The sequence below is a fragment of the Mycobacterium sp. 852013-51886_SCH5428379 genome, assembly GCF_001665575.1.
Taxonomy (GTDB): Bacteria; Actinomycetota; Actinomycetes; order Mycobacteriales; family Mycobacteriaceae; genus Mycobacterium.
The window spans coordinates 91,104-116,085 of record NZ_LZSU01000022.1; the positions used below are offsets into that span (position 1 = coordinate 91,104).

Genomic DNA, 24,982 nt, shown 5'->3' on the forward strand with positions numbered 1-24,982 from the left:
CAGCTTTCTTGGCGGCGCGATTCGCTCAGCTGTCCCCGGTGGAGGAGTCGATCATCTCGGCGTAGGCCTCGTAGTCGGGGCGCATGGCGGCGGCCACCAGCTCCCACAGCACCTCATCCGTGCCACCCCCGACGCGGGCGAGCTTCATATCCCGCCACCAGCGTCCCAGCGGCGTCTCGGCGGTCAGGTAGCCGGATCCGCCGAAGATGTGCATGCACTCCGAGAGCACCTCCTCGCCCAGGCGGGCGGCGGTGACCTTCATCGCTGCGGCCGAGCGTAGGTCCAGCCGACCCTCCGCGGCGATGCCCGACAGCGCGTAGCGCAGCATGTCCACCCGCGCCTGCAGATCGGCCATCCGCATCCGCAGCGCCTGATGCTCGAACAGCGTGTGGCCGAACTGACGTCGTTTCATCATGCGCGCCAGCGTGATCCCGATGACCCGCTGCGACGCCCCGGCGACCTGACCCGCGATGGACAGCCGCTCGTGCGCCAGTCCCCAGGAGATCGCCGCCAGCCCGGTGCCGGCCCGGGCGACCAGTGCGTCCGCGGGCACCCAGGTGTCGATGTGGACCGCGGCCGTATCCAGCGGGCCCGCCCCCACCTTGCGGTACGGCGCCTGGACCTCCACCTGGGAGGTGGGCACCGCGATGACGGCGACGTTGCCGTGCCGGCTGGTGGCATCGTGGTCCACACTGCGCGCGACCACCATGATGTGGTCCGCGATCGGCGACAGCGAGACGAACTTCTTGACCCCGCGGACCTCGAATCCATCCCGCGCCGAACGCATTTCGGTGCCGACGATCTGCAGGTCCGATCCGCCTGACTCCTCCGAGGCGCCGATGCACAGCACCGCGTCACCGCGGATCGCCGCCTCGCAGATCCCGCGCAGGTGATCGGAGCTACCGAAGCGGCGCAGAATCGCGATCGCCGAATCGTGCAGGCTGACGCCCACGCCGATTCCTGCCGATCCCAGGCCGCCCAGCCGGATCGCCAATTCGACGAGCTTCGCGACGTCCGGGTGCTGGCCGTCGCCCCACTTCTCGGCGAACACACCGGACCGGCCGAGGTGCTCGATCAGCGCGCGCGGAAAGTGCTCCGTCGCTTCGGCGTCCGCCGTCCACGCGGCCACCTGGTCGTCGAAGGTGCGGTCCAGGAGGGTCCCGTAGTCGACGCCGGTCTCGACGGTCGCGGTCACGAGGTGCTGGGAACGCCCGACAGTTTGGCGGCGATCGCCGCTTCGAGGTCGCCGACCGTATCGCAGCTCAGCAGGTCCTCTTCGTCGAGGGCGACGCCGAGACGGTCCTCGATGGCCACCATGCCCACGGCGAAGGCCACGGAGTCGAGTCCGACGTCGTCAATGAGCCGCGACTCGCGTGTCACACGGCGGACGTCGACCTGCATGTCGTCGCGCAGGATCTCGGTCAGCGCGGCGCTGACGTCCACAGGTTGTTCTGCTTGCACGCGCAGGGACGGTACACCCCACCATTCAGGTAAGGCTAGGCTTACCCGGCGAGGTCACAGGTCTGAATCGAGGCTGCCGCGGTGCTCGCCGTCGTCGATCGACACGGCCGCGGGAACAGCGCCCACGCTGACGACCCCGACGTCACCGGTGAGTCCGTCGATGATGTCGAATGCCGCGCTGATGCGGTCGGCCGTGTCCACCATGACCGTCGTCACCGGCGCGCCCCGGCCCAGCTGGAACAGCCGGTCGGCGTGCGCAGGCCGGTCGCCCTGGAAGCCCCAGATGCCGTGCAGCACGGTCAGGCCCGCGGTCGGGCGGATGTCCAGCAGCGCCCGGACCGCCGCGCGGTGGACGGGCAGACCGCGGTGCAGGTCGGACGCGGCCGTGTGCAGGATCAACCGTTGCCGGGGGGCCGGCAGCGCGGGCCGGGCGAGCAGCTGTCCGTTGACCTTGCACAGCTGTGCGGCGTCCGTGCAGACCGTCTCCACGCCGGGCAGCGTGTCGAGCTCCGCGCCCACCGCGCGCGCCGCCGCTGCCGGTCCCACGGCCAGCACCATCGCCGGCACCTCCCGGTTGCGGCCGAAGAACGTGGCCCGCCTGCGGTGCCCGCCGGTGGTGCCGTCGACGCCGCAGTAGGCGGTGGCGGCGGCGAAACCGTGCGCGCGCAGTCGTTCTCCGACCGTGACGTACGCAGGCCGCCCCTCGACCCGAGCACCCCGGCTGAGCACGACCGTCACCTGGGCCGACCGGTCCAGCGGCGTGTCGTCGAGCCCACCGGCCCACTCCAGGGTGACCAGGCCGCGGCCAAGGGAGGCGACCACCTCGGTGGCGAGCCCGGAGAGCTTCTCGGCGGTGTCGAACGCGGTGACGGTGACCGGCGGGTCCTCCGACAGGCTCAACGACACGTCGGTGCGCAGCTGGTGACGGGGGCCGAAGCCGGCGACACCGCGCAAGACCACGCTGGTGGACACCTGGTGGGTGGCGAACAGGTCGAGCAGAGTGTCGACGGCGAACCGGTCGCCACTGCGCAGGCGTTCGCCGAAGTAAGCCGTCAGTTTGAGGCGGTCGGTGCTCACACCAGTCCTCCCAGCCACAGTCCCAGCCCGGCCGCCGCCAGTCCGAGGACGACACTGACCGCGATGTTCGCGATGGCCGGGCCCACCCTGCGCTCCTCGGCCAGCCGCTGCGTCTCGAACATCCAGGTCGAGAACGTGGTGTAGGAGCCGACGAAACCCGTTCCCGCCACCAGCGCCACATGCGGCGGGAGCGCCAGCCCGCCGAGGAAACCGAGCAGCAGCGCGCCGGAGATGTTCACCACCAGGGTGCCGAACGGGCACGGTCGGCCCAGCCGCGCGTTGACTGCGCGGTCGACGAGGAACCGGCACACCGCGCCGGCGCCGCCGAGCAACGCCACCCCGGTCCACACCAGCGCGATCGTCATCGCCGCACCCGTCGTACCAGGCCGGTCGCCACGACGACCGCCGCAAGGCCGGCGGTCAGGCTGGCCGCGGTGTAGCCGACCGCCAGCCCGACGTGGCCGTGTTCGAGCATCCGGACCGTCTCCACCTGCATGGTCGAGAACGTCGTCAGACCGCCGCACAGCCCCGTCCCCAGCAGCGGACGCCGGTAACTCGACACCGGCAGCCGCTCGAGCAGGCGGGTCGTGAAGTAGCCCAGCAGGAAAGCCCCGACGACGTTCACGGTGAACGTGGGCCACGGCCACTGTCCGGGGTCCGGTGCGGCCAGCTCCTCGAACCCGGTCCGTGCCAGGGTGCCCAGCGCGCCGCCGACGAAGATCGCGGCGAGTTCGCGCCGGTCGAATCGGGGCATGAGGACCAAGTATGACGGGAATACACCCGACCGTCGGAGCACCCACGTCGCTCGAGGAGCAGAATCACCACCATGGCCGCCAATCCCCGCGCTGGGCAGCCGGCGCAACCCGAAGATCTGATCGATGTCGCTCAGGTGGTGACGGCGTACTACACCGTCGACCCCGATCCCGAGGACGTAGCGCAGCAGGTCGTGTTCGGCACGTCCGGGCATCGCGGGTCCAGCCTGGACGGCGCGTTCAACGAAGCGCACATCCTGGCCACCACCCAGGCGATCGTCGAGTACCGCGCCGCCCAGAACACCACCGGTCCGCTGTTCATCGGCCGGGACACCCATGCGCTGTCCGAACCCGCGTGGACCTCGGCGTTGGAGGTGCTCGCCGCGAACGACGTTGTGGCGATGATCGATTCGGCCGATCGCTACACCCCGACCCCGGCGGTGAGTCACGCAATCCTGCAGTTCAACCGCGGCCGTCAGGGTGACCTCGCGGACGGCATCGTGGTGACCCCGTCGCACAACCCGCCCCGCGACGGCGGGTTCAAGTACAACCCGCCCAACGGCGGCCCCGCCGACACCGACGCGACCGGCGCGATCGCCAAGCGAGCGAACGAGATCCTGCGGGGCGGCCTGCGCGAGGTCAAGAGGGTGCCGCTGGCGCAGGCGCGGCGGACCGCGCAGCGTTACGACTACATGGACGCTTATGTCGCCGACCTGCCCAACGTCGTCGACATCCACGCGATCCGCGCCGAAGGCGTCCGCATCGGCGCCGATCCGCTGGGCGGCGCGAGTGTCGACTACTGGGCCGCGATCGCCGAGCGCCACAACCTGAACCTCACCGTGGTCAACCCGCTGGTGGATGCGACGTGGCGGTTCATGACGCTCGACACCGACGGCAAGATCCGGATGGACTGCAGCTCGCCGAACGCGATGGCCTCCCTTATCGCCAACCGGGAGTCCTATCAGATCGCCACCGGCAACGACGCGGACTCCGACCGCCACGGCATCGTCACCCCCGACGGCGGGTTGCTCAACCCGAACCACTATCTGGCCGTGGCGATCGACTACCTCTACACCCACCGGCCCGACTGGCCGGCCGGCACCGCCGTGGGCAAGACGGCGGTCAGCTCGTCGATCATCGACCGGGTGGTGGCCGGTCTGGACCGCACGCTGGTCGAGGTGCCGGTGGGCTTCAAATGGTTCGTCGACGGGCTGCTGGCCGGCAGCATCGGTTTCGGCGGCGAGGAGAGCGCCGGGGCGTCGTTCCTGCGCAAGGACGGGTCCGTCTGGACGACGGACAAGGACGGCATCATTCTCGCGCTGCTCGCCTCGGAGATCCTCGCGGTGACGGGGTCGACGCCGTCGCAGCGCTACGACGCGCTCGCCGAGAAGTACGGTGCGCCCACCTATGCGCGGATCGACGCGCCCGCCGACCGCGAGCAGAAGGCCCGGCTTTCCAAGCTGTCGCCCGAGCAGGTGACTGCCACCGAGTTGGCCGGTGAGCCGATCACCGCGAAGCTGACGGCGGCGCCGGGCAACGACGCCCCGCTCGGCGGGCTGAAGGTGACCACGGAGAACGCGTGGTTCGCCGCGCGCCCGTCGGGCACCGAGGATGTCTACAAGATCTATGCCGAATCGTTCCGCGGCCCTGAGCATCTCGCCGAGGTGCAGGACGCGGCGCGTGACGTGGTGTCGAAGGTCATTTCTTGAGTTCACGCACGGACGACGAGTGTCCGACGAAGCAGCGGCTGCCGCGAGAAGTCTGGGTCCTCGTTGTCGCCAACGTCGTGGTGGCACTCGGGTACGGGGTGGTGGCCCCGGTGCTGCCGCAGTATGCGCGCCACTTCGGCGTCAGCATCGCGGCGGCGACGTTCGTCATCACCGCGTTCGCGGTGATGCGTCTGGTCGGAGCGCCGCCGGCGGGCTTTCTGGTGCAGCGGCTGGGGGAGCGGCGGGTCTACACCAGCGGTCTGATCATCGTGGCGGTGTCGACCGGGGCCTGTGCGTTCGCTGAAACCTATTGGCAGCTCCTGCTTTTCCGATCCCTGGGCGGGGTGGGTTCGGCGATGTTCACGGTGTCGGCGCTGGGTCTGATGATCCGCATCTCGCCGTCGGATGCGCGCGGACGAGTCGCCGGGCTGTTCTCGTCGGGGTTCATGATCGGTTCGGTGGGCGGTCCGATCCTGGGCAGCCTGACGGCGGGATTCGGGTTGGCGGCGCCGTTCCTGATCTACGGCGCCGCGTTGTTGGTGGCGGCGGCGGTGGTGTTCGTGAGCCTGCGCAACTCCGCGGTGGTCGGTCAGGCCGACGACGAGGTGCACGCTCCGGTGCCGTTCCGGACGGTGTTCCGGCACCGGGCGTACAAGGCGGCGCTGTTGTCCAACTTCGCCACGGGCTGGGCCTCGTTCGGTTTGCGAATCGCCCTGGTGCCGCTGTTCGTCGTCGAGGTGCTGGGCCGCGGTCCGGGGGCGGCGGGGCTGGCGTTGACGGCGTTCGCGGTGGGCAACATCGCCGTGGTCATCCCCAGCGGATACCTGTCGGACCGGCTGGGCCGGCGCAAGCTGCTGATCTTCGGGCTGACGCTGGCCGCGGTGTCGACCGCGCTGGTGGGTTACACCACGTCGCTGCCGGTGTTCCTGGTCGCGGCGGTGATCGCCGGTGCCGCGACGGGCATCTTCGTCTCACCGCAGCAGGCCGCGGTCGCCGACGTGGTGGGCAACAAGTCGCGCGGCGGGACAGCGGTGGCGACGTTCCAGATGATGGCCGACTTCGGGTCGATCGGTGGATCGCTACTTGTCGGGTTGATCGCGCAGTACACGTCGTACGGGTGGGCATTCCTGGTCAGCGGGGTGATCCTCGGTATCGCGGCGCTTGGCTGGGTGTTCGCGCCGGAGACGCGGCCGCGGCCCTCGGGGGAGCACACGCCGTCGCGTCCGCTGGGTCCGGAAGCCGGCGGAGAGGTGCCCTGATTTGGCGATTTGGGACCGCTCCCGCGGGTGGTGTAACTTCGATGAGCACGACAAGGGGCTATGGCGCAGTTGGTAGCGCACCACACTGGCAGTGTGGGGGTCAGGGGTTCGAATCCCCTTAGCTCCACCCATTTGCATCACCCGCGGCTATAGTCGCCCGGTTTCTGTGACACTCACAACCGCCCGATTGCCGCCGTCTCGCTTCGCCTGATACATGGCCGCATCCGCGACCCGGACGAGGTCTGAGACGGTCCGCGCCGGATCGGTGAATGCGGTGAACGGGACGATGGCGGCACCGACGCTGGCCGTGACGCGGTGCGGCAGCGCGGCGATGGCAGCGCACACCCGCTGGGGCAGGGCGTGGGATCGGTCCGCCGTAAGGCAGTCCAGGACGAGGAACTCATCCCCGCCGACGCGGCCGATGATCGCCGTGCCGCTGTTCGCCCCGCGCAACGCCCATCCGACCGCGGTGAGGATCTGATCTCCCGCCGCGTGACCGTTGGTGTCGTTGAACGACTTGAACCGGTCGAGGTCGACCATGATGACGACCACGTATTCGCAGGCCGGTGCGCTCAGCGCTGAGGCCGCGCGCTCGTAGAACGCGCGCCGGTTCAGGACGCCGGTCAGCGCATCGTGATCCGAGCGCACGACGTCCACCCCGAGTGTGCGCACCACCGCGACGATCGCGATCGGCACGATGACCGTCACTTCGACGACGACCCAGAACCCAGCGACCGCGACCGACAGACCCGGAAGCGCTTCGGAGACACGGTGGGCGCACACGGCGCTGACGGCGATCGAGACCACGATGCTGACCGCGACCGACCGTGGGCTGTGGAAGAACGCCAGGTATCCGCAGAGCACCACCAGGCCACTACAGCTGATCAGTGCGGTCAGCGGTTCTGCGGCGAACAACGTGCCCACGGTGACCGCCCCGCCGCACGCGATCATCGCCAGCGACTGACCGCGCGTCGGCCAACCACGAAAGCCACAGAATGGCGAATCCGATACCGACGATCGCCGCGCCGACCGTGAGCGCACTCATCACGATGACGGGCTGCGGAGACGCGTTCAATAGGCCGACCGGCATGGCCGCGAGACCGGCGGCCACGATCGCCACCGACCGGCGGGTGGCCGTCGCCAGTCCGCGCGCGCCGAGATAGCTGGTGAGCCACTCGAAGTGGTCGGGTTGTGTCCACAAACGGCGGGCCGCTCCGCCGAAATGTCCTTCGCCCCTCAAACCGGCTACCGCTTCCCCGTGGTGATCCGTCCCCGGCTTCCCCGATCAGTAATGGGTCTTCGCCTGACCGCCATCTTCCGCGACGACGGCCCGTCGCGGAGCACATTCGACCGGGCCGCGAGGAATGATGACGCGATGACCGTCGACCTCGCGTGAGCGGGGCGATCACCACCAACGACGACGTGTGCGCCCGTGCCGGACTGGCCGCGTTTCAGTGAATGTGCGCCCGCAAATCGTTCCGACCGCGCCGTCGACGATGAAGAAATTCGCAAAACGTGGCCCGGCTAACCAAGTGGTCGGAGCTGCATCTTGGGCACAATCCGTTTGAGATGGCAAAGGAAACTCGATTCTTCCCACCCGGCAACAAGTTCCGATGTTAATTTTCCCAGGTGTCAATAAATATCGAGCCGAGGGGTGCCGTGCCCGAACAGAACATCAACACTCGAGCCCAGCAGAAGCCATTGAGGGCCGTAGCCGCAGCGATCGGCGGAGCAGGCGTAGTGATCGCCGCTCCACTTGCCACCATCGCGGCCTCGCCGTCTGCGCTGGCTGCGCCGTTCGTGCCGGTGCCGCAACAGACGTCCGCGTCGCCGTTCTTCGGACCGGGCGGTCTGAGCGCTGAGTTCCTCGACCCGATCTTCGAGATCGCCGGTCTGATCCCGATACTCAACATCTTCATCGGAAACGGCGTCGACGGCACCATCCTGAGGCCCGACGGCGGGAATGCCGGTCTCCTCTTCGGCAACGGCGGCGACGGCTACAGCCAGACCGCCACCGGCCTCGGCCTCGGGGGCAACGGTGGCAAAGGCGGCCACGGCGGCTTGTTGATCGGGAACGGTGGGAACGGCGGCGACGGTGCTCCCGGCTACGACGGATTCAACGGCTACAACCCGTTCACTTTGCTGATCGAGAGCGCTCCTGACGGCAGCACTCCGGGGGCCAAAGGCGGAAATGGTGTCGGGCTGCAGGACGGTGGCAACGGAGCTGACGGAGTAGAGGTCGGTCAGGCCGGCGGGAACGGCGGCGCCGGCGGGCTCGAGGGCGGTGACGGCGGTCGAGGCGGCGCCGGCGGCCCGGGCTCGGGTCAGATTGCAGGAGGGCGCGGCGGTGATGGTGGCCATGCCGTGGCGCGAGGAGGTTGGGGAGGCGCAGGAGGATCCGGAAGTAGCAACTTCCTGGGTGCCGGTGGCAACGGCGGCAACGGCGGTAAGGGCGCACCCGGCACTGACGGCAGTGACGGGGAGCGAGGGTACGACGGTGGTGCGGGCGGCAGCGGTGGTCTCTTCCTTGGGGTGGGTGGAAACGGTGGCGCCGGAGGGCCGGGCGGCAACGGCGGTGATGGCGCCGAAGGCGGACGAGGTGGCAGGGGCGGTAGCGGCGGATCCGGCAGCGTCGCAGGCGGTTACGGCGATCCCGGAATCGGCGGAAACGGTGCGACCGGCGGCCGAGGCGGGAACGGTGGTGATGGCGGCACAGGCGGCCAGCCTGGATCCGGCGGCTTCATCCCCTTCCTGACCGGTCCTGGGATAGCCGGCCCCGGAGGCAGCGGCGGCCTCGGCGGCGTCGGCGGAGAAGGCGGCCAGGGTGGCGACGGTGGAATCGTCGGCATCATCCGGACCGACGGCCGTCCCATCGGCAAGGGCGGCAATGGTGGTGCCGGTGGCACGGGCGGCTCGGGTGGCAACGGCGGGCTCAGTGGCAACGGAAATCCCGGCTCGGTCGGTGCCGACGGGTCCGCAGGAGAGGACGGGTCACCCGGCACCGAAACGCCTGGCTCGTACTCATTCTCGGGTGGCGCCGGCGGCGTCGGCGGCAAGGGAGGCGCGGGTGGCTCGCCCGGCGCCGGGGGTACGCCGTAGAGCGGTCGATCGACGGCCAGCGCTCAGCAGCGCTGGCCGTCGCAGCTCCGTCTGGCTTCAGTGATTGCGGGCCCGCGACTCTCTCGCCGGGGCTGCGCCGTGAGCGACCGCCGATCCGGCGTTGACTCCGGCAAGGAACGCGCGCAATGACTCCCGCAGCGGTCGGTGCGGCCGGCGGCGAGAGGTGTGGGTGGGATGCATTCGAGTCTCCGATTCTGCTGCGGTACAGGGTGTTCGGCCGTCTGTTGGAAACGGTATTCGCGCCATCCGGAGATCGACAGTGGCCTGATTGCCATATTTCGTTAAGATCGGGCCATATGGGTCATGTGGTGGCGGTTCCGGTGTGCGACGGCATGACGATGCTCGAGACCGGCATCGTCGTCGAGGCGCTCGGCTTCCGCTGGAACGATCAGCTCGATCTCGGCTATGAGCTGATCACCTGCGGGGACACCTCGGGTGTCACCGTCGTCAGCGGAGCGACGTTCCACCCCGAACAATCTGTCGAGGCCATCGCCGAGGCCGACACCGTGATCACGACCTGCGTCGCCAGCGTCACCCGCGACGAGCTGCCCGGCTGGTCGCCACTGCTGCGCGCCGCATCGGACCGCGGCGCCCGCATGGTATCGATCTGCAGCGGCGCCTTCGCGCTCGCCGAGGCCGGTCTGCTCGACGGCCGACAAGCCACCACTCATTGGCGCCACGCCGCCACCCTGCAACGCCGTTTCCCGAAGGCGCGCGTCACGCCGGAGCACCTCTACGTACGCGACGGGAACATTCTCACCGGCGCGGGTTCTGCCGCCGGCCTCGACCTGTGTCTGACCCTGATCCGTGAGGACCACGGCGCCTCCGCCGCCAACAGCGTCGCGCGCCACCTGGTCGCCGCACCGCATCGCGACGGGGGACAGGCACAGTTCATCGACCACGACACCGCACCCAACCCGTCCGACGACTTCGCCGCGATCCTCGACGGCATCCTCGCCGAACTCGACCACCACCACGACACGGATTCGCTGGCGAAGGCGGCGGGCGTCTCCCGCCGTACCCTGGCCCGGCGGTTCCGTGACGAACTCGGGACCACACCGATGAGATGGCTTACCCGGCAACGTATCTTCCTTGCCATGCAGCTCTTGGAGACCACGCGGGAGACCGTCGAGACGATCACCCGTCGCGTCGGCTTCGAGTCCCCTGCCACCCTGCGCTACCACTTCCTCGATCAAGTCGGCCTCGCTCCGACCGAGTACCGGTCACGCTTCCAGTCGCAGGACTGAACAATGCGCGGCAACCGGCCGGAATCCCAACCCCTCCCTGTCGGCAGCCGTTGTCGCCTACGCTCGTCGCAACAGCAACAGGGGGACGCCACGATGGTGACGGGCACGACGGGTTCCACGGCTCTCACGTCGTATGCGACCGCGCGCACCATGTTCCGCATCGCCGGCCATTGTGTCGCGGGCGTCGCCGTCACTGTCGCGTTGACGGCATGCGGTGCCGAGAAGCGGGAGGTGACAGACCTGCTCAGCGGGCAGCCCGCCGCGCCGACCGCAATGATGGGCGATCCGATCGCCTGTGCGCGCGTGGACGGACCATGGGTCGACATCCCGCGTTCCGACAACACCGAGCCCAGAATGCGCATCCCGCAGCCGCCGGGATGGGAACGCAACACCCAACTCGACAGTCAACTCGTCCGCTTCGTCCTGGTGAACAGCAGTCTCACGGCCAATCAGTTCGCGCCGAACATCGTGGTCACGGTCGAGGAGACGCCACCCACCGACGCCCGCACCATCTACGAGCAAGCGCGCCGGAACCTCGTGCGGTTGGCCGGCGCCACGGACGTGGCCTCCAGTCCGGCCGACGTGTGCGGACTGCCGGCGGAGACGGTCACCTACCGCGGCGCCGACACCGGCCCCGCCGCCGCGCAGAGGTCACTCACGACGCTGTACGTCGCCACCCGCGACGGAGACCGGTCGACGCTCATCTCCGTCACGGTGCAGACCACCGAACCGGACAACCCCGTGTACCAACGCGACGCGGCCAAGATGCTCGACGGCTTCGAGGTCCTACCCGCCGACTCCGCGCCGGCCCAGTAGCTCAGGCCGCGTCGTCGGTCGAGGACTTGCGCTCGACGCCACTCTTGGAGGCCGCCGCGCCCGAGCCGGATTCGTCGCCCGTCTTCGACGCCTTCGTCGAGCGCCCGATGTTCGCCGTACCGCGATCGGCAACGGCGCCGCCGCCGTCATCGGTCGACGACACACCGGTGGACCGGGTGACCCCCTCGCGCACCGAAGTTCGCAGTTCCCGCAGGTTTTCGCGCAGACCCGTCCGGGCTTCAGTCGGGTCGTCCGCTGTCTGCTCGCTCGTCTCGGCCACCAGGCTCGCCTCGGCCGCCCGTTGCGCCGGGGCAGTGACGGTGGTCGCCGGACGGCCCTCGGTGGTCTCTTCTTCGGTTCCGAAGTCGACCAGCGACGCGTTGTCGTCGGCGTAGCGCTGGACCGGTTCGGCGCCCCACGGGGTGAGCAGGCCGGGCGCCGGGATCGGATCGCCCCCCACCTCGCCGGTCAGCAACGGCCGCAGATCGCCGTAGCCGCCGTTGAGGAAGCCGTCGATGACGTGTCCGGGGGCTGCGATGATCGCCTCGATGAACGGGGCGATCTCGTAGGTCGTCATCGACTCGTAGATCTGCTCGTGTGCGGCACCGGCGCCCCCGATCGCGCTCAGGATCGGTCCGATCGCCCTGACCACGGCGTACTCGATGAGCTCGGGCACGCGCAGGATGAAGTCCGACTGCCCCGGGAAGACCTCGGCAAACGCAGCGGCGACCGCATCGTTGACCGGACCGACGATCAACGGCGCGATGGGCGCCAGAAAGATGTCGGTGAACAGCGCGTAGTTCCACGGCAGCAGTTCCGGGTCCGGCCACTGCTCGTGCACCTGCCAGTACAGCGCCGGCGACGTGTTCACCAGAGCGTTTCCACTTTCCTGGATGGCGGTCACCACACTGGTCAGGACCTCGGCGAAACCCGTCAGCGCAACGTTGTGCGTCTGTTCCACGACGGCGGCCGGAGTCGCGACGACCCGCTCTCCGGGCAACGCGGGGACCGCGGCGAAGGTGATGGCGCTTGCGCCCGCCAACGCCACGCCGGCCATCAGGGGTCGGTGAAACGCTCTGTACGCCATGTGTTTTTGCGGCTCCTGCACTGGTTCGGATCCTGGACCATCGCGGACAGTAGCCGAAAGCTTCCGCCGATGGTGCGCTCCGTTGACGCCGCGATGAGTTCTGCGCGCCCGAAGGGTCGATACTCGAGAACAGCAGAACAGGAGGACACGACATGGCCGTATTGCCCGAGACCGCAGCCGAGACGAGCGGTAAGCCGCCGGTGGCCGACCACGCGACGTGGCGGGCCGCACTGGACGATCTGCGTCGGCGGGAGAAGGCCGCCACCCGCGAGCTCGACGCGATCGCTGCGCAGCGCCGCCGGCTGCCGATGGTGGAACTGCCCGAGTACACACTCATGGGGGCCGAGGGACCCGTGCGCCTGGCCGACGTCTTCGCCGGCCGCACCCAGCTCATCACCTACCACCACATGTGGTCACCCGGCGCGGAGTGGCAGTGCGGCGGGTGCACCGGATTCACCAGTCAGTACACCCGGCTGGAATTCCTGGCCAACTACGACGCCCGCTTCGTCGTCGTCACCACCGGTGCCATCGACGAGGTTCTGGCTTACCGGGAGAAGGTGGGCAACCGGATGCCGTGGTACTCCTCGGCGGACAGCCCCTTCGCCGCCGACGTCGACGCACCGCCCGGCGGCGGTTTCGCCGTCAACGTGTTCTTCCGGGACGGCGACACCGTGTACCGCACCTGGCACACCAACGGGCGCGGCACCGAACAGCTGAGCCACACGTTCCCGCTCATCGACCTCCTGCCGTGGGGACGTCAGGAGGACCGGTTCGACTCACCGCCGGGCTGGCCCGCGGGACCCACGTACGCCGGATGGCTCGACTCCCCGGACATCGCCGCGATGTACGGCCCCGCAGGATCGGCCGCGGAGGGTGATCGGTGAACGCCGGATCCGAGCGCTACGTCGTGACGCGGCGGATCGCCGCACCTACGGCCGACGTCTTCGCCGTCCTCGCCGACCCGGGTCGCCACCAGGACACCGAACCAGGTGACTGGGTGCGCACCGCCCTCGAGGGCCGGCAGATCACTCAGGTCGGCCAGATCTTCGGGATGAACATGTATCTCGAGCAGATCGGTGGCCACTACGTCATGCACAATCTCGTGAAGGTGTTCGAACCCGAGCGCACCATCGAGTGGTTGCCCGGCCAACTCGACGAGTCCGGCGCCCACGACGCGGCCGGGTGGAGTTGGCGCTACGACCTCGCGCCGGCCGCCGACGGCACCGAGGTGACGTTGACCTACGACTGGAGCGCCACCCCCGACGCCCTGCGCGCTGAAATCGGTGGACTGCCGCCGTTCCCCGAGGAATACCTCGCCGAATCACTGGCGACGCTCGACCGTGCGGTCACCGGGGAGGGGACAACGAAGTCTCAGCCACCTGGGTGACGCCCCTGGGTAGGGTGCTGGCCATGACCCCCGGCGTGGTGACGGCCGATGAGGCACTGGCCGCGATGGTCGACGACCTCCACGCTCACCTCCGAGACGCAGCACGGGTGATCGTGGGTATCACCGGTCCGCCCGGAGTCGGCAAGTCCACCGTGGCCCGTCGTCTGGTCGACGCGCTGGGCGCTTCAGCGAGCTATCTTCCGATGGACGGGTTTCATCTGGCCACAACGCAATTGGAGCGACTCGGACGGCGCGACCGCCGCGGGGCGCCCGACACGTTCGATGTCGACGGATATGCCGCCATACTCGTGCGCGTGGCGGCCGGGTACGGCGCGCGCGACGTCTACGTCCCCGACTTCGACCGGGCGGTCGGCGAACCGGTGGCGGCCGCCCTGGTGGTGCCGTCACAGGCGCAGATCGTGGTCACCGAGGGCAACTACCTGGCGCTGTGGGAGGACGTCCGCGACCGCCTGGACCGGTTCTACTACCTCGACGCCGACCCGGAACTCCGGCGCTCCAGGCTGATTTCGCGCCATGTGGCGGGCGGTCGCAGCGAGGCTGACGCGCGGCGCTGGGCTGACGAGGTGGACGGCGCGAACGCCGACCGGATCGCCGCGACCCGGAATCGGTGCGATCGCGTGTTCGACGTCGTCGAGGCGCCATGAGTCCAGTGATCAGGGTCGTCAGGGCTTGGTGAGCGCCGCGTATCTGCTGACGTGGTGGTCGGTGGAGCCGAACTCGTACTGCAGCGCGGTGAGGCGCTTGAAGTAGTGGCCGATCGCCAGCTCCTCGGTCATCCCCATACCGCCGTGCAGCTGCACCGCGTTCTGGCCGACGAACCGCGCAGCCCGCCCGATCGTCGCCTTCGCCGCTGACACCGCCCTGCTGCGGGTGTCCGGATCGGCCCCGGCGTGCAGCACCGCGAGGTAGGTCGCCGCGACCGACTGTTCGACCTCCATGTGCATGTCGACGAGGCGGTGCTGCAACGCCTGAAAACTGCCGATCGGCACCCCGAACTGCTGGCGCTGCTTGCAGTACTCCACGGTGTCGGCGAGGACCTTGCGCATCGCGCCGACGGCCTCCGCGCAGACGGCGGTGGCGCCCTCCTCACGGGCCTGCCCGAGCGACGCCCAGGCCTGTCCCGGTGCGCCGAGCAACGCGTCGCCGGGCAGTCGCAGGCCGTCGAACGTGATGTCCGCCGCGCGGCGGTCGTCGATCGTGCGGTAGCCGTGGCTCACCATGCCGGCGGCGTTCGTCGACAGGTCCACGAGGAACAGCGAGATGCCCTCGGCGGCGTCGCGGTCGCCCGAGGTGCGGGCGGTCACCAGCAGATGGGTGGCCAGCGGCGCGCTGGCGACGACGACCTTCTCGCCGCGCAGCACCCACTCGTCCCCGTCTTTCTCGGCGGTGGTCGACACGTCGCACCAGCGGTCGCCTGAGCTCGCCTCCGCGGCCGCCAGCGCCACGATGGCTGAGCCGTCGACGATCGCGTCGAGAACCGCCGTCGCCCGCTCACCCCCGGCGCGGTGCAACAGGCCGCCGGCCACGACCACGGTGTCGACGAAGGGTTCGACAACCAGCGCGTGGCCCAGCGCTTCGGCGATGATCATCGTCTCGACCGAGCCGCCGCCGATACCGCCGGCGTCCTCGGGCAGCGCTGCGCCGAGGATCCCGAGTTCCTCGGCGAATCCGCGCCAGATATCGGGTTGCCAGCCGGCGCCGGACTTCGCTGCGGCACGGCTTTTTTCGAGGTTGTAACGGGTGGCGAGGAATTTCGTCAGGCCGCCCCGCAGCAGTTCCTGTTCCTCGGTGAATGAGAAGTCCATTTACAGCCCCAATGCCGCTTTGGCCAGAATGTTGCGTTGAATCTCGTTGCTACCGGCGTAGATCGAGCCGGCGCGGTCGTTGAAATAGCGCAGGGGGGCGACCGCCTGCCACGGTTCCCCACTGACGTAGCCGTCGGTCGGCGGCTCGTACTCCGCGATCGGGCCGCCCGGGCAGGTGGCATGCGGTTGGTAGACGCGCCCCCGCGGACCTGCCGCGGCCAGAGCCAATTCGGTCAGCTCCTGACTCAGCTCGGTGCCGACCACCTTGAGCATCGAGGAGGCCGAACCGGGATTCTTGCCGGCGGCGACCGCGGCCAGGACGCGGTACTCGAGGATCTCCAGCACGTCGGTGCGGATGCGGGCGTCGGCGAGTCGGTGGGCGAAGGCCGCGTCGTCGATCAACCGGCCACCGGACGGGCCGGGCTGGTCGGCGGCGACGGAGGCGATCTCCTCGGCCAGCACCTGCAGCGCCGGCGCGGACGAGCCGCCGCCGCGCTCGAATTCGAGCAGGTACTTCGCCACCGTCCACCCGTCGTCGATCGTGCCGATGACGTTGCTCTTCGGTACCCGCACCTCGTCGAAGAAGACCTGGTTCTGCACCTCCTCGCCCGACGTCATCACCAGCGGGCGCACCTCGATGCCGGGGCTGGTCATCTCGACCAGCAGGAACGTGATGCCCTGCTGCTTCTTCTCCATCTTCGACGTCCGAACCAGGGCGAACATCCAATTCGCCTCTGCGGCATGGGTGGTCCAGATCTTGCTTCCGGTACACACCAGGTGTTCGCCGTCGTCGACGGCGGCCATCGTCAGGGCCGCCAGATCCGAACCGGCCTCCGGTTCGGAGTAGCCCTGGCAGAAGAAGACCTCACCGGTCAGGATGCGTGGCAGGAAGTAGTCCTTCTGCTCCGGGGTGCCGAACTTGATGATCGCGTGCGCCACCATGCGAATCCCCATGGGCGACAGCGACGGAGCTCCGGCAAGCGTCGACTCGCGACCGAAGATGTAGTGCTGGGTCAGCGTCCAGTCGCAGCCGCCGTACTCGACGGGCCAGGCGGGGGCGGCCCAGCCGCGTTCGTGCAGGATGCGCTGCCACTCCATGCTGGCGTCGTGGTCGGCGTACACGCTCGTCATCAAGCGGCCGGCCCGCTGCAGCTCCGGGGTCAACTTCTCGGCGAGGAACTCGCGCACCTCATCGCGGAACGCCGCGTCGCGATCGGACCAGCCCAATTCCATAGCGTTCATCCCCGGTCGTCGTGGTGGTACCGACAGAGTAAACGTAGTTAGTCAGGTCAACGACGGTGGTTCGCGAAATGGACGTTCACTTACATCGGCGGAGGACGTCAGCGTGGGACGGTGCGGTGGGCTTCGCGAGCGACGAACTCGGAGAAGTAGTGCTGCGCGTCCTCGGTGACGACGGCAGGCAGAAGCAGCGCGAACACGGAGGTGACGCGCGCGTGGAGATCGGCGCCGTCGGTGGTCGCGTCTGAGAGCGCACCGCTGCCGATGATGGCGCTCACCAGAGTGTGGGCGACGGCTTGGACGTCAACATCGGCGCGCACATCGCCCTCGTCGCGGGCGCGCGCCAGATCGGTGGCGATGGAGTGCAGCCATGCGGTGTAGATCGCCGTCGCCGGCTCGCTGAACCCGGCGAACATCCTCAGCAGCGCGGTGCCGACCCGGGCGAGGTCGTCGGTACGCAGCTGGTCTACGACCAGGCATGTGCCGTGGATGATGCCTTCCAGCGCAGGGGGATTCGACGCCCTGATGGTGTCGAAGATCTGCGCCAGCCGGGTGCCGCCCTCGGCGACGATCGCTGCCGCCAGCGCCTCTTTGCAGTCGAAGTGGTAGTACAGCGCGCCCTTGGTCATCCCGGCGCGCTCCACGATGTCTCCGAGCGCTGTTGCCGGATAACCCCGCTCGGCGAACAGCTCGACCGCCGCCGCGATGATGCGGCGGCGGGTGAGTTCCGCGCGGGCCTGCCGGGTCACGCCGGCGACGCCTTCCCGGCTTTGGCGATCGCCCGCGCCGCACGGCGCCGCATGAGGGTGGTGAGGTAGCGGAGCCGCTCGGGGGCGACCAGCCCCGGCAGCGCCAGTGCCCACGCCTCTTCGAGGTCAGTCAGGTAACGATGGGGATCGTCGACGTCGGTGGTCGCCCGAACTCCCAGGTAGAAAGCGACCAGCAGCCGGGCGGTGGTGGAGGGGTCACGGTCGGCGGGAATGTCGCCGTCGGCCTGTGCGCGGCGCGCCAGTGCTATCACCGGCTCGGACCAGGTGTCGACGGTGCGCCGGCCGATCTCCGTGTTGCGGCCGAGCGATTCGAGCAGGTTGAACCCGGCGCGCGCGAGCGGATCGGCGACGTCGTCGAGTGCGATGTCAAACGTGACGTCGACCAGGGTCTCCATCGCCGACTGCCTGCGCTCGACCACCTGCGCCACCGTGGTCAAGCTCACCTCCGCCCAGCGTTGGACGATCGCGGTGGCCAGATCGTGCTTGGACCGAAAGTGAAAGTACAACGCGCCCTTGGTCACCGCAGCGTCGGCGAGGATGTCGTCGAGATTGACCATACCGTAGGACTTCTCGGCGAAATGCGCTGCGGCGGAACGGATGATCAGCCCGCGGGTGGTATCAGACCGTCGATCGACCTGTCCGGTCACGTACGGCCCTCGCAGTCTGCATCGGTACGGCGGGCCCGCAGGGTGTATGCGAGCGCACATACCCTAAGCCATTCACGAAAGTGCTCCGCATCCGAACAGTATGTAAAGTGCCACCGGTGATGACTCCCGGTCTGGTGCGAGGTGCCCACCGTTGACGTGGGATGACGAAGTGGACGTCATCTGTCTCGGCGGAGTCGCAGGGACTTTGGCGAGCGCCGTGGTGGCTGTCGACGCCGACGTCGAGGTGTTCGTCGCGACGTCCTCCGCACCCGGCGGTACCTGGCTCGGCAGTGACGTCACCGATGCCGAGACGCTCGACTACTTCGCCGCGCTGACCGCGGACCTCGGTCCGGTCGAGCCGCCGTCCGTGGCCGAGGTACCGATGCGGGTGGTGCAGGAGGCCCCGCGGGACGAGAGCCGCGGCCGCAAGGTGGCGACCTTCTTCGGTAGCCGGCTCAACGCCTGGGCCGCCCAATGCCTGTCCTCTCCGTACGGGTTGCTGCACACCCGCGTCACCGACTGGGGGACGACGGGAATGCGCACCCTCGAGGACAAACCGGTGCAGGTCAAGATTGTGGGCACGATGTCGCTCGCGTCCGGCGAAGACGCGCCCTCCCTGATCGGGTGGCTCTGCGACGAGGCGGACGCGCGCGGGATCAACATCCACACCGACACCACCCTGGACCGGCTCGTCTTCGAGGACGGCGTCGTCATCGGTGCGATGCTCAACACCCCGGACGGTCCGTACGCGCTCGGCGCCCGCCACGGGGTGACCCTCGCGCCCGCGGTCCCGGCGGGGGACACCGCCGTCGTGGCCGACGCGGAGGACGTCCAGATCGGTCTGGTGAGTCAGACCGGCAGCCGGTTCGCCCGGGTCGAGGTGCTCATGGCCGCGACGCCGGCCCCGGTCAGCAACGGCCCGTGCCAGGACGGCCCGCGGGTGACGACGACGCTGCGGGACAGCCGTCGCAACCGCTCACAGAGTCGGCGCGGACGAAAAGTCGACCGGTATCCGCCCTTCGGCGAGTAGCTTCTCCAGCTCGCTGCCGACGATCGGCCGCGAGAAGAGAAACCCCTGGGCGCGGTGGCAGCCGTGCCGCAGCAGCGCCAGCGCGGCCGCCTCGTTCTCCACACCTTCGGCCACCACCTCCAGATCGAAGGCATTCGCCAGCGCGATGATCGCGCGCACGATGGCCAGGTCGCGCGTGTTGGCGCCGAGCTCGGAGACGAAACTCTTGTCGATCTTGAGGGTGTCGACCGGCAGGGTCTTGAGCAGCGAGAGGACGCTGTAACCGGTTCCGAAGTCGTCGATGGCCACGTTCACACCGGCGTCCTTGATCCCGGCGAGCGTGCCCCGGGTGGTCTCGATGTCCTTGACGACGACGCTCTCGGTGATCTCCAGACACACCGAATCGCGTTCGAGGCCGAACTCGCTCAGCACCGCGGTCACCGACTGCGCGAAGCCTTCGGTGACAAGCTGCACGGGGGAGACGTTGACCCGCAACATGATGTCGTGCGCCAGTCCCTTGGCGCGCCACTGCGCGAACTCCGCGCAGGCGTTGCGCAGCACCCACCGGCCCAGCTCGCCCGCGAGGTTGATCGATTCCGCGACGCCGATGAACGAATCCGGATACAGCAGCCCACGGGTGGGATGCTGCAGACGAACCAGCGCCTCCGCGGCGAGGATCTCACCGGTGCGCATGTCGAACTCGGGCAGATAGTGCAGCACCAGCGCTCCGCGCTCGATCACGTCCGCCAGGTGCAGCTCGATGTCGTTGCGCAGTTCGCCCGCCTGAGACATCGACTCCGAGAACACCGCGAGCTGGTTGCCGCTCGCGGTCTTCGCGGCCAGCACCGCCTGATCGGCACGGCTCAGCAGATCCGAGGGAGTGTCCTCACCCGGCTGCGCGACAGCCACGCCGATACTCACTGTCCGGGTGAGCAGTTCACCGTCGACGGACACCGGCTCGGCCAGCACCCGGCGGAGCCGGTAGGCCACCTCCTCGGCGGCGTCGACGGTCATGGCGGCGTGGGGCACCACCACGAACTCGTCACCGCCGAGCCGCGCGATGAAGTGGTCGCGACCGGCGTCGCGCAGGCGCTCGGCCAGGATGTGGATGAACCAGTCGCCCGCGGTGTGGCCCAGATAGTCGTTGATCGCCTTGAGCCGGTCGAGGTCGAAGAACAGCAGCGCCACCGGTCCGGGCTGACCAGCGGCGAGCCGCTCGTCGAGATGGGCCAGCAGCGCACGCCGGTTCCGCAGCCCGGTCAGGTCGTCGCGCTCGGCGAGGTGGCGCAGCCGGTGCTCGGCGATGACACGGGCCTGGACCTGGGCGAACAGCGAGGCGATCGCCCGCAGCGCGTTCAGTTCGTCCGGCGACCAGTCGCGCTCGCCGGTGAACGCCAGCACGCCGGTGGTGACGTCGCCGCTGCGCAGCGGCACCACCAACCAGGTCGCGGACCTGCCCTCGGATTGCGGCACCCCGACGACGGTCGGCCCGACGAAGGTGGCGAAGTCGGTGAGCACCCGGTCGGCGCCCGGCAGCTCGGCGCCGGTGTCCGGAAGGCCACCCGGCCACCCGGCCACCGGCACCGCGACGCGACCACTCCCGTCGTCGTGACCGAGAAGGCCGCCGTCGACGCCGAAGTGGTTCACCAGATCGCCGAGCACACGTCGGCTGACCGCCGCCGACGTCGCCGCGTCCGTGCCCATCAGCCGGGTCGCGACCGCAGTGACGACGAGCTCGATATCGGGGGGCACCTGTCCTCTTCCTGCCGTTCTCACGGTCTCAGGGCGCTACGCTCCCGGCGCCGCCGACTCTTCGTCGTCGGCCGTGGGGCGTAGGACAGTCTGAGCACCAGGGCCTGCGATTCGTCCGGACCGGTATCGGTCAGCGTACGGAAACTCCGGCGCAACTCGGCGAGTCGGTCGGCGAACCGCGGAGCGAGCGCGGCGTTCTCGCGCTCGTCCAGAGCGTAGAGGAACACCGGGGACACCGGCTGCACACCGATTCCGAGCTCCTCGGCCATCACCCACACCGCTTCGACCGCCGAACCGCCCTGGGCGAAGTCGGCCAGCTCCCGGCCGTCGATCACCACGACGGCCAGCGCGGCGCTGGAGGTGATGCGGTCGTAGCTGTCGTCGCCAAGGGCCCAACCGCCGTCCCAGCGGGTCAGCTCCGCCATCACCTCGGGGCGGCGCAGGATGTCGAGCTTCACCAGATCCGACGCCGGGAGCTCGAGGCTGCGCACGTCGATGCCGGTGTCCGGCGGGACGTCACCGGGCCAGCGCAGCTCGGAGATCATCTCTGCGTGCAATCGCGGCGTGAGATACCGGATGCGATCGGCCTCCGCCAAGATCCGTGCCGCTCGGGAAACCTCAGCCGGGTCGGTCAGCAGCACCAGCCGCGCGCCCTCCTCCAGCGCCGACGTCTGCAGCGCGTGCACCGCGGTGTCCGGCAGCGGCCGGCTCGAACCGTGCCTGCGGTTCGTCTCGCGACGCAGCATGGCCTCGTACCGCGCGGCCAGGCTGGTGTCCTCCCCGGCGCCCAGGCGCACCACCGCGCGCAGCGGCACGTCGTCGTCGCCCCGTTCGTAGCTGACCGGCCCGACGCGAGAATGCGCGGCCGCTGCGACGCGCGCGTTGTACACCGCCGCGCCGAGGGCCACCGCACTCGCGCGGTACCCCACATCCATCGCCGAGGTGTGCTCCGGCGCGATCTGCAGCTCCAGCCCATCGGTGGTCGCCTCGATGTGCCAGGGCTGGACGTTGCCGCCCGAGGGCGCGCGCGTCGCGGCGTGGGCGACGGCGTCCGCAATCGCGTCCGGTATTGCGGTGTCCGCGGGTTCGTCGACGGCGGTGGACCGGTCGGCGGTCAGGAGCGCATCCTCGATGCCGGTCAGGATCGCCGGTGCGTCGATGCGCGCGCGGCCGGACGGGAGCGGCTCGCCGAGTCCGATGCGCCGTACCGCCTCGGCGACGGCGGTCGCCCCGAGCCCGACCTCACCGGCCAGCTGCGGCCACGTCGACAGCGTCGTACCCACTTCCACGAGGGAGGCGGCCATCCGCGGCGACAGTGCGCCGGCGTCGAGGATGCGCAGCACGTAGGGGACCTTGTCCTTACTCGACAGACCGGCCAGGGCGGCTGCGTCGATGTCGCCGAGCAGACCGTGCAGGATCGGGCGGGCCGGGTCGAGGTCGAAGCGTTCGACATCGAGCAGACCCCGGTCACTGGTGGTCATCAGCACCGGCAGTCCGCGCGCCCGCGCCCGTTCGCGCAGGAGGGCTTTCACGTCGAGGGAATCGCATTCCTCCACCACGATGTCGAGTCCGTCGAGGAACCGGTCGATCGTGGTGGCGTCGATGCCGTCGGTCATCACCTGCACAGGCAGGTAGGGATCGAGTTCCGCGATCCGGCGCGCCGTCACCAGGGCCTTGTTGAGGCCGATGTCGAGGACGGACGCCGGCACCCGGTTGAGATTGGACAACTCGAGCTCGTCGAAGTCCGCCAGCCGCAACTCTCCGCACATTCCCTGTGCGGCAAGGCCGTACGCGATCGCATGACCGACACTGAGGCCCACGACACCGATTCGCAGCCGGCCGAGCGCATCCTGTTCGTCCGTCGTGATCAGGTTGCGGTTGCGATCGAGCCGAAGTCGTCGGAAGCCGCGCGGACCGAGGATGCTGACCACCGTGCGGCGCCACGGGAAATAAACCCAGCGAGTCGGTTCGGCCAGGAGGTCGGCGTCGGTTGCCGAGCTCGATGAGGCGAGTGTCGCGCGCTGCCGGGCCGCGGTGTCGAGGACGTCGATGCCCGGGTCGGCCCGCAGTTCGGCCAGTGCCGCGCGGTCGCGTGGGTCGTCCTCGGAGAGGAGAACGGTGCCTGCCGAGACCGGATGCGCTGGAGAAGAACCCATCACGAGCCCGCGGCGGCGGCGCCGATCCGGCCGGCGACGGCGGGCTGCGTGTTGATCTGCTCGGCCTCGGCGAGGTAGGCGGCGAGCTGGCCGGGGCTGGCGTGGCCGGCGAATGTGCGCCGGTCCCACCACATCATCTTGGTCTGGTAGCGCGCATCCGGGTAGGGCGTGGCCGGGATCTTGGCCGCGAGCACGCCGCCCGACGACAGCCAGCGCTTGAGGACGTACGCGGCCGCCGTCGCGACGGCGAATTGGGAATCCAGCAGGCCCATCGAATGCAAAGGGAAGCGCGCCAGCACGTCGGTCAGAGCGCGGCTTTGTTCTGGATCGTCGCTCACCCACGCAGATTTGATTTCCACGACGCCGAAAGGTAGCCGGTCGCCGACCATTTTCCGAACCGCCGCCAAACCCGGCTGACCACTCCATTCGGTCACCGCGTGGCACTCGTCGACCGCACCGTACGGCCCCTTCGCGCGCACTCCGCCGACCACGGCGCCCGCATCGCTGATGCCCGCGCAGAACAACGCGGTGTCGTCGCCGCGGCGCAGTGCGGACATGTCGAGGGCCTGTTCCACGCCGTGCTTGAGATAGCTGTTCTCGGCACCGCGAACGTACTCCTCCCACAGGTCGGGGGCGGTGGACGGGGTCGCGACGACGATGGTGCAGGCGCTGGCGGCGTCCCTCCAGGTGTGGTGGATATCGGTGTCGAAATGGTCGGCGATCGACAGGTCCAGCGGTGCGATGGTCATTGTGCGTGTCCTTTGGGCGGGGGGCGTCCGGGCGGCTATTGCCGACCGTCGTCTTCTGGATTCGGTGCAACCGGATTCCGTGAATAAGTATCTCGCCGGGCGCGCATTTCATTACGTGTTGCGGGAAATCAGTGGGTAATCCGGCCGCGAGGTGGTCGATGCGAGACGTCGGTCGGTGGCCTCCGACAGAGCGGCTATCGTATCCGTGACGGTCGAGGCTGGTCCCCGACTATCAGGTAATAAGCCTGGCGAACTTCACCATTGTCCGGCCGGGACCCGCGGACGAAGTCGACATCGGCGACTTTCTCCGCGGGGCGGGCGGGAGGCCGGCTCATCGGTCCCGTTCGTCAGACCCGCCGGTGAGCGCTGTACGGCCGCCGCCGCCGGCGCGCGCTGCCGGCCAGGGCGCGGGCGGCGTTCATCGCGAATTTACATAACCGTAAATGTGGCCTGTGAGCACCGTTGATGTGAACGTGGTCGGTGCCGTGCTACCGAGCGGCGCAAGCGCCGGCCCTACCGGCGGGTAGCGTTCGACGTGGCGACGGCGCCGAGATTTGCCGGACGGCGTGCCGCGCCGGTAACCGATGAATTGGCGGAAGTGGGCCTTTGGCGCGGCCCGACATATCGCGCCGAGCCCTCATTGAGCCGCCATGGCCGCTGTGTCGAGTCGGTGTCCGCGGGAAGAGACCGCATCATTCGGTAAAGCAGAAATACCCCTGAATTATGCGGAATAAATCGTCGAATTCTGTCGGAATCGCGCCGTCGAATATGATGCGAAGGGCGGTTATCTCGAATCGATAAACAGCCGCGAATACATCCCGAATTCTCCGTGCCGTAGACAACGCTGCTGCGGTCCCGCCCGAATTCTGTGCAGCATGGCGCGGCCGAAAGGCATGGCGAACGAGAGTCCGGCCGCGCT

22 protein-coding genes, 1 tRNA gene and 1 pseudogene are annotated in these 24,982 nt (G+C 69.1%); 10 read left to right on the plus strand and 14 right to left on the minus strand.

The window, feature by feature from the left end:
• Nucleotides 1-25: 25 nt before the first annotated feature.
• The 5 genes and pseudogenes from mbtN to crcB (A5757_RS10970) all read right to left on the minus strand — a co-directional run bounded on the left by mbtN (nucleotide 26) and on the right by crcB (A5757_RS10970) (nucleotide 3,292).
• The gene (gene mbtN, locus A5757_RS10950) at nucleotides 26-1,195 is read right to left on the minus strand and encodes a mycobactin biosynthesis acyl-ACP dehydrogenase MbtN (protein ID WP_066833153.1); all 1,170 of its coding nucleotides are present in this window, start codon (nucleotides 1,193-1,195) and stop codon (nucleotides 26-28) included.
• Nucleotides 1,192-1,491: pseudogene (locus A5757_RS10955) on the minus strand (acyl carrier protein); the annotation flags it as partial. The gene mbtN and the pseudogene A5757_RS10955, both read right to left, overlap by 4 nt.
• A 24-nt stretch (nucleotides 1,492-1,515) precedes the next feature.
• Nucleotides 1,516-2,538, minus strand: coding sequence for a DUF190 domain-containing protein (locus A5757_RS10960; protein ID WP_066833155.1), 1,023 nt, complete (start codon nucleotides 2,536-2,538; stop codon nucleotides 1,516-1,518).
• The gene (gene crcB / locus A5757_RS10965) at nucleotides 2,535-2,903 is read right to left on the minus strand and encodes a fluoride efflux transporter CrcB (protein WP_066833156.1); all 369 of its coding nucleotides are present in this window, start codon (nucleotides 2,901-2,903) and stop codon (nucleotides 2,535-2,537) included. Before crcB (A5757_RS10965) ends, A5757_RS10960 begins: the two co-directional genes overlap by 4 nt.
• Nucleotides 2,900-3,292 (minus strand): fluoride efflux transporter CrcB, encoded by a 393-nt coding sequence (gene crcB / locus A5757_RS10970; RefSeq protein ID WP_066833157.1) that lies wholly within the window; start codon nucleotides 3,290-3,292, stop codon nucleotides 2,900-2,902. Before crcB (A5757_RS10970) ends, crcB (A5757_RS10965) begins: the two co-directional genes overlap by 4 nt.
• A 72-nt stretch (nucleotides 3,293-3,364) precedes the next feature.
• Here crcB (A5757_RS10970) and pgm point away from each other — a divergent pair, with 72 nt between their 5' ends.
• The 3 genes from pgm to A5757_RS10985 all read left to right on the plus strand — a co-directional run bounded on the left by pgm (nucleotide 3,365) and on the right by A5757_RS10985 (nucleotide 6,385).
• The gene (gene pgm / locus A5757_RS10975; RefSeq protein WP_066833158.1) at nucleotides 3,365-4,999 is read left to right on the plus strand and encodes a phosphoglucomutase (alpha-D-glucose-1,6-bisphosphate-dependent); all 1,635 of its coding nucleotides are present in this window, start codon (nucleotides 3,365-3,367) and stop codon (nucleotides 4,997-4,999) included.
• Nucleotides 4,996-6,258, plus strand: coding sequence for an MFS transporter (locus A5757_RS10980; RefSeq protein ID WP_066833159.1), 1,263 nt, complete (start codon nucleotides 4,996-4,998; stop codon nucleotides 6,256-6,258). The genes pgm and A5757_RS10980 overlap by 4 nt, the downstream gene beginning before the upstream one ends.
• A 54-nt stretch (nucleotides 6,259-6,312) precedes the next feature.
• Nucleotides 6,313-6,385, plus strand: a tRNA-Ala gene (locus A5757_RS10985).
• Between the two features lie 20 nt (nucleotides 6,386-6,405).
• Here the strand turns inward: A5757_RS10985 and A5757_RS10990 are convergent.
• Nucleotides 6,406-7,209, minus strand: a complete 804-nt coding sequence (locus A5757_RS10990; RefSeq protein WP_231983949.1) for a GGDEF domain-containing protein — start codon at nucleotides 7,207-7,209, stop codon at nucleotides 6,406-6,408.
• 789 nt (nucleotides 7,210-7,998) lie between these two features.
• On the opposite strand from A5757_RS10990, the gene A5757_RS23955 reads away from it, so the two are divergent.
• The 3 genes from A5757_RS23955 to A5757_RS11005 all read left to right on the plus strand — a co-directional run bounded on the left by A5757_RS23955 (nucleotide 7,999) and on the right by A5757_RS11005 (nucleotide 11,441).
• Nucleotides 7,999-9,357 carry a PGRS repeat-containing protein gene (locus A5757_RS23955; protein ID WP_066833160.1) on the plus strand — a complete coding sequence of 453 codons (1,359 nt, stop codon included), beginning with the start codon at nucleotides 7,999-8,001 and terminating at the stop codon, nucleotides 9,355-9,357.
• 317 nt (nucleotides 9,358-9,674) lie between these two features.
• The gene (locus A5757_RS11000) at nucleotides 9,675-10,625 is read left to right on the plus strand and encodes a GlxA family transcriptional regulator (protein WP_066833161.1); all 951 of its coding nucleotides are present in this window, start codon (nucleotides 9,675-9,677) and stop codon (nucleotides 10,623-10,625) included.
• A 93-nt stretch (nucleotides 10,626-10,718) separates the two neighbouring features.
• Nucleotides 10,719-11,441, plus strand: coding sequence for an LpqN/LpqT family lipoprotein (locus A5757_RS11005; protein ID WP_197497314.1), 723 nt, complete (start codon nucleotides 10,719-10,721; stop codon nucleotides 11,439-11,441).
• Between the two features lies 1 nt (nucleotide 11,442).
• On the opposite strand, the gene A5757_RS11010 is transcribed toward A5757_RS11005, so the two are convergent.
• Complete coding sequence (locus tag A5757_RS11010) at nucleotides 11,443-12,498, minus strand: hypothetical protein (RefSeq protein ID WP_066833162.1); 1,056 nt, start codon at nucleotides 12,496-12,498, stop codon at nucleotides 11,443-11,445.
• Between the two features lie 182 nt (nucleotides 12,499-12,680).
• Here A5757_RS11010 and A5757_RS11015 point away from each other — a divergent pair, with 182 nt between their 5' ends.
• Genes A5757_RS11015 through A5757_RS11025 form a run of 3 tightly spaced genes read left to right on the plus strand, consistent with a single transcriptional unit; the run spans nucleotide 12,681 to nucleotide 14,580 of the window.
• Nucleotides 12,681-13,412, plus strand: a complete 732-nt coding sequence (locus tag A5757_RS11015; protein ID WP_066833163.1) for a DUF899 family protein — start codon at nucleotides 12,681-12,683, stop codon at nucleotides 13,410-13,412.
• Nucleotides 13,409-13,915, plus strand: a complete 507-nt coding sequence (locus A5757_RS11020; RefSeq protein WP_066833164.1) for an SRPBCC family protein — start codon at nucleotides 13,409-13,411, stop codon at nucleotides 13,913-13,915. Before A5757_RS11015 ends, A5757_RS11020 begins: the two co-directional genes overlap by 4 nt.
• 23 nt (nucleotides 13,916-13,938) lie before the next feature.
• A complete protein-coding gene (locus tag A5757_RS11025) occupies nucleotides 13,939-14,580 on the plus strand; it encodes a nucleoside/nucleotide kinase family protein (RefSeq protein WP_066833287.1) in 642 nt (213 codons plus the stop codon).
• An 18-nt stretch (nucleotides 14,581-14,598) separates the two neighbouring features.
• On the opposite strand, the gene A5757_RS11030 is transcribed toward A5757_RS11025, so the two are convergent.
• The 4 genes from A5757_RS11030 to A5757_RS11045 form a co-directional block, all read right to left on the minus strand.
• The gene (locus tag A5757_RS11030; protein ID WP_066833165.1) at nucleotides 14,599-15,741 is read right to left on the minus strand and encodes an acyl-CoA dehydrogenase family protein; all 1,143 of its coding nucleotides are present in this window, start codon (nucleotides 15,739-15,741) and stop codon (nucleotides 14,599-14,601) included.
• Complete coding sequence (locus A5757_RS11035; protein ID WP_066833166.1) at nucleotides 15,742-16,974, minus strand: acyl-CoA dehydrogenase family protein; 1,233 nt, start codon at nucleotides 16,972-16,974, stop codon at nucleotides 15,742-15,744.
• Between the two features lie 107 nt (nucleotides 16,975-17,081).
• Nucleotides 17,082-17,729, minus strand: coding sequence for a ScbR family autoregulator-binding transcription factor (locus tag A5757_RS11040; RefSeq protein ID WP_066833167.1), 648 nt, complete (start codon nucleotides 17,727-17,729; stop codon nucleotides 17,082-17,084).
• Nucleotides 17,726-18,397 (minus strand): TetR/AcrR family transcriptional regulator, encoded by a 672-nt coding sequence (locus tag A5757_RS11045; protein ID WP_066833168.1) that lies wholly within the window; start codon nucleotides 18,395-18,397, stop codon nucleotides 17,726-17,728. The genes A5757_RS11040 and A5757_RS11045 overlap by 4 nt, the downstream gene beginning before the upstream one ends.
• Before the next feature lie 151 nt (nucleotides 18,398-18,548).
• On the opposite strand from A5757_RS11045, the gene A5757_RS11050 reads away from it, so the two are divergent.
• A complete protein-coding gene (locus tag A5757_RS11050; RefSeq protein ID WP_066833169.1) occupies nucleotides 18,549-19,427 on the plus strand; it encodes a hypothetical protein in 879 nt (292 codons plus the stop codon).
• Here the strand turns inward: A5757_RS11050 and A5757_RS11055 are convergent.
• The 3 genes from A5757_RS11055 to A5757_RS11065 form a co-directional block, all read right to left on the minus strand.
• Complete coding sequence (locus A5757_RS11055; RefSeq protein ID WP_066833290.1) at nucleotides 19,374-21,110, minus strand: bifunctional diguanylate cyclase/phosphodiesterase; 1,737 nt, start codon at nucleotides 21,108-21,110, stop codon at nucleotides 19,374-19,376. The genes A5757_RS11050 and A5757_RS11055 overlap by 54 nt on opposite strands.
• A 68-nt stretch (nucleotides 21,111-21,178) precedes the next feature.
• Nucleotides 21,179-23,314 (minus strand): Rv1355c family protein, encoded by a 2,136-nt coding sequence (locus A5757_RS11060; RefSeq protein ID WP_066833170.1) that lies wholly within the window; start codon nucleotides 23,312-23,314, stop codon nucleotides 21,179-21,181.
• Complete coding sequence (locus A5757_RS11065; protein ID WP_066833171.1) at nucleotides 23,314-24,063, minus strand: hypothetical protein; 750 nt, start codon at nucleotides 24,061-24,063, stop codon at nucleotides 23,314-23,316. Before A5757_RS11065 ends, A5757_RS11060 begins: the two co-directional genes overlap by 1 nt.
• Nucleotides 24,064-24,982 lie beyond the last annotated feature (919 nt).

Bases quoted from the DNA above. Each gene is read 5' to 3' on its own strand.
- A5757_RS11010 (WP_066833162.1), bottom strand. From the start codon at position 12,498: ATGGCCGGCGTGGCGTTGGCGGGCGCAAGCGCCATCACCTTCGCCGCG.
- A5757_RS11065 (WP_066833171.1), bottom strand. From the start codon at position 24,063: ATGACCATCGCACCGCTGGACCTGTCGATCGCCGACCATTTCGACACC.
- A5757_RS10990 (WP_231983949.1), bottom strand. From the start codon at position 7,209: ATGATCGCGTGCGGCGGGGCGGTCACCGTGGGCACGTTGTTCGCCGCA.
- crcB (WP_066833157.1), bottom strand. From the start codon at position 3,292: ATGCCCCGATTCGACCGGCGCGAACTCGCCGCGATCTTCGTCGGCGGC.
- A5757_RS11030 (WP_066833165.1), bottom strand. From the start codon at position 15,741: ATGGACTTCTCATTCACCGAGGAACAGGAACTGCTGCGGGGCGGCCTG.
- A5757_RS11025 (WP_066833287.1), top strand. From the start codon at position 13,939: ATGACCCCCGGCGTGGTGACGGCCGATGAGGCACTGGCCGCGATGGTC.
- A5757_RS11015 (WP_066833163.1), top strand. From the start codon at position 12,681: ATGGCCGTATTGCCCGAGACCGCAGCCGAGACGAGCGGTAAGCCGCCG.
- crcB (WP_066833156.1), bottom strand. From the start codon at position 2,903: ATGACGATCGCGCTGGTGTGGACCGGGGTGGCGTTGCTCGGCGGCGCC.
- A5757_RS11005 (WP_197497314.1), top strand. From the start codon at position 10,719: ATGGTGACGGGCACGACGGGTTCCACGGCTCTCACGTCGTATGCGACC.
- A5757_RS11000 (WP_066833161.1), top strand. From the start codon at position 9,675: ATGGGTCATGTGGTGGCGGTTCCGGTGTGCGACGGCATGACGATGCTC.
- pgm (WP_066833158.1), top strand. From the start codon at position 3,365: ATGGCCGCCAATCCCCGCGCTGGGCAGCCGGCGCAACCCGAAGATCTG.
- A5757_RS11060 (WP_066833170.1), bottom strand. From the start codon at position 23,314: ATGGGTTCTTCTCCAGCGCATCCGGTCTCGGCAGGCACCGTTCTCCTC.
- A5757_RS11055 (WP_066833290.1), bottom strand. From the start codon at position 21,110: ATGGGCACGGACGCGGCGACGTCGGCGGCGGTCAGCCGACGTGTGCTC.
- A5757_RS11035 (WP_066833166.1), bottom strand. From the start codon at position 16,974: ATGGAATTGGGCTGGTCCGATCGCGACGCGGCGTTCCGCGATGAGGTG.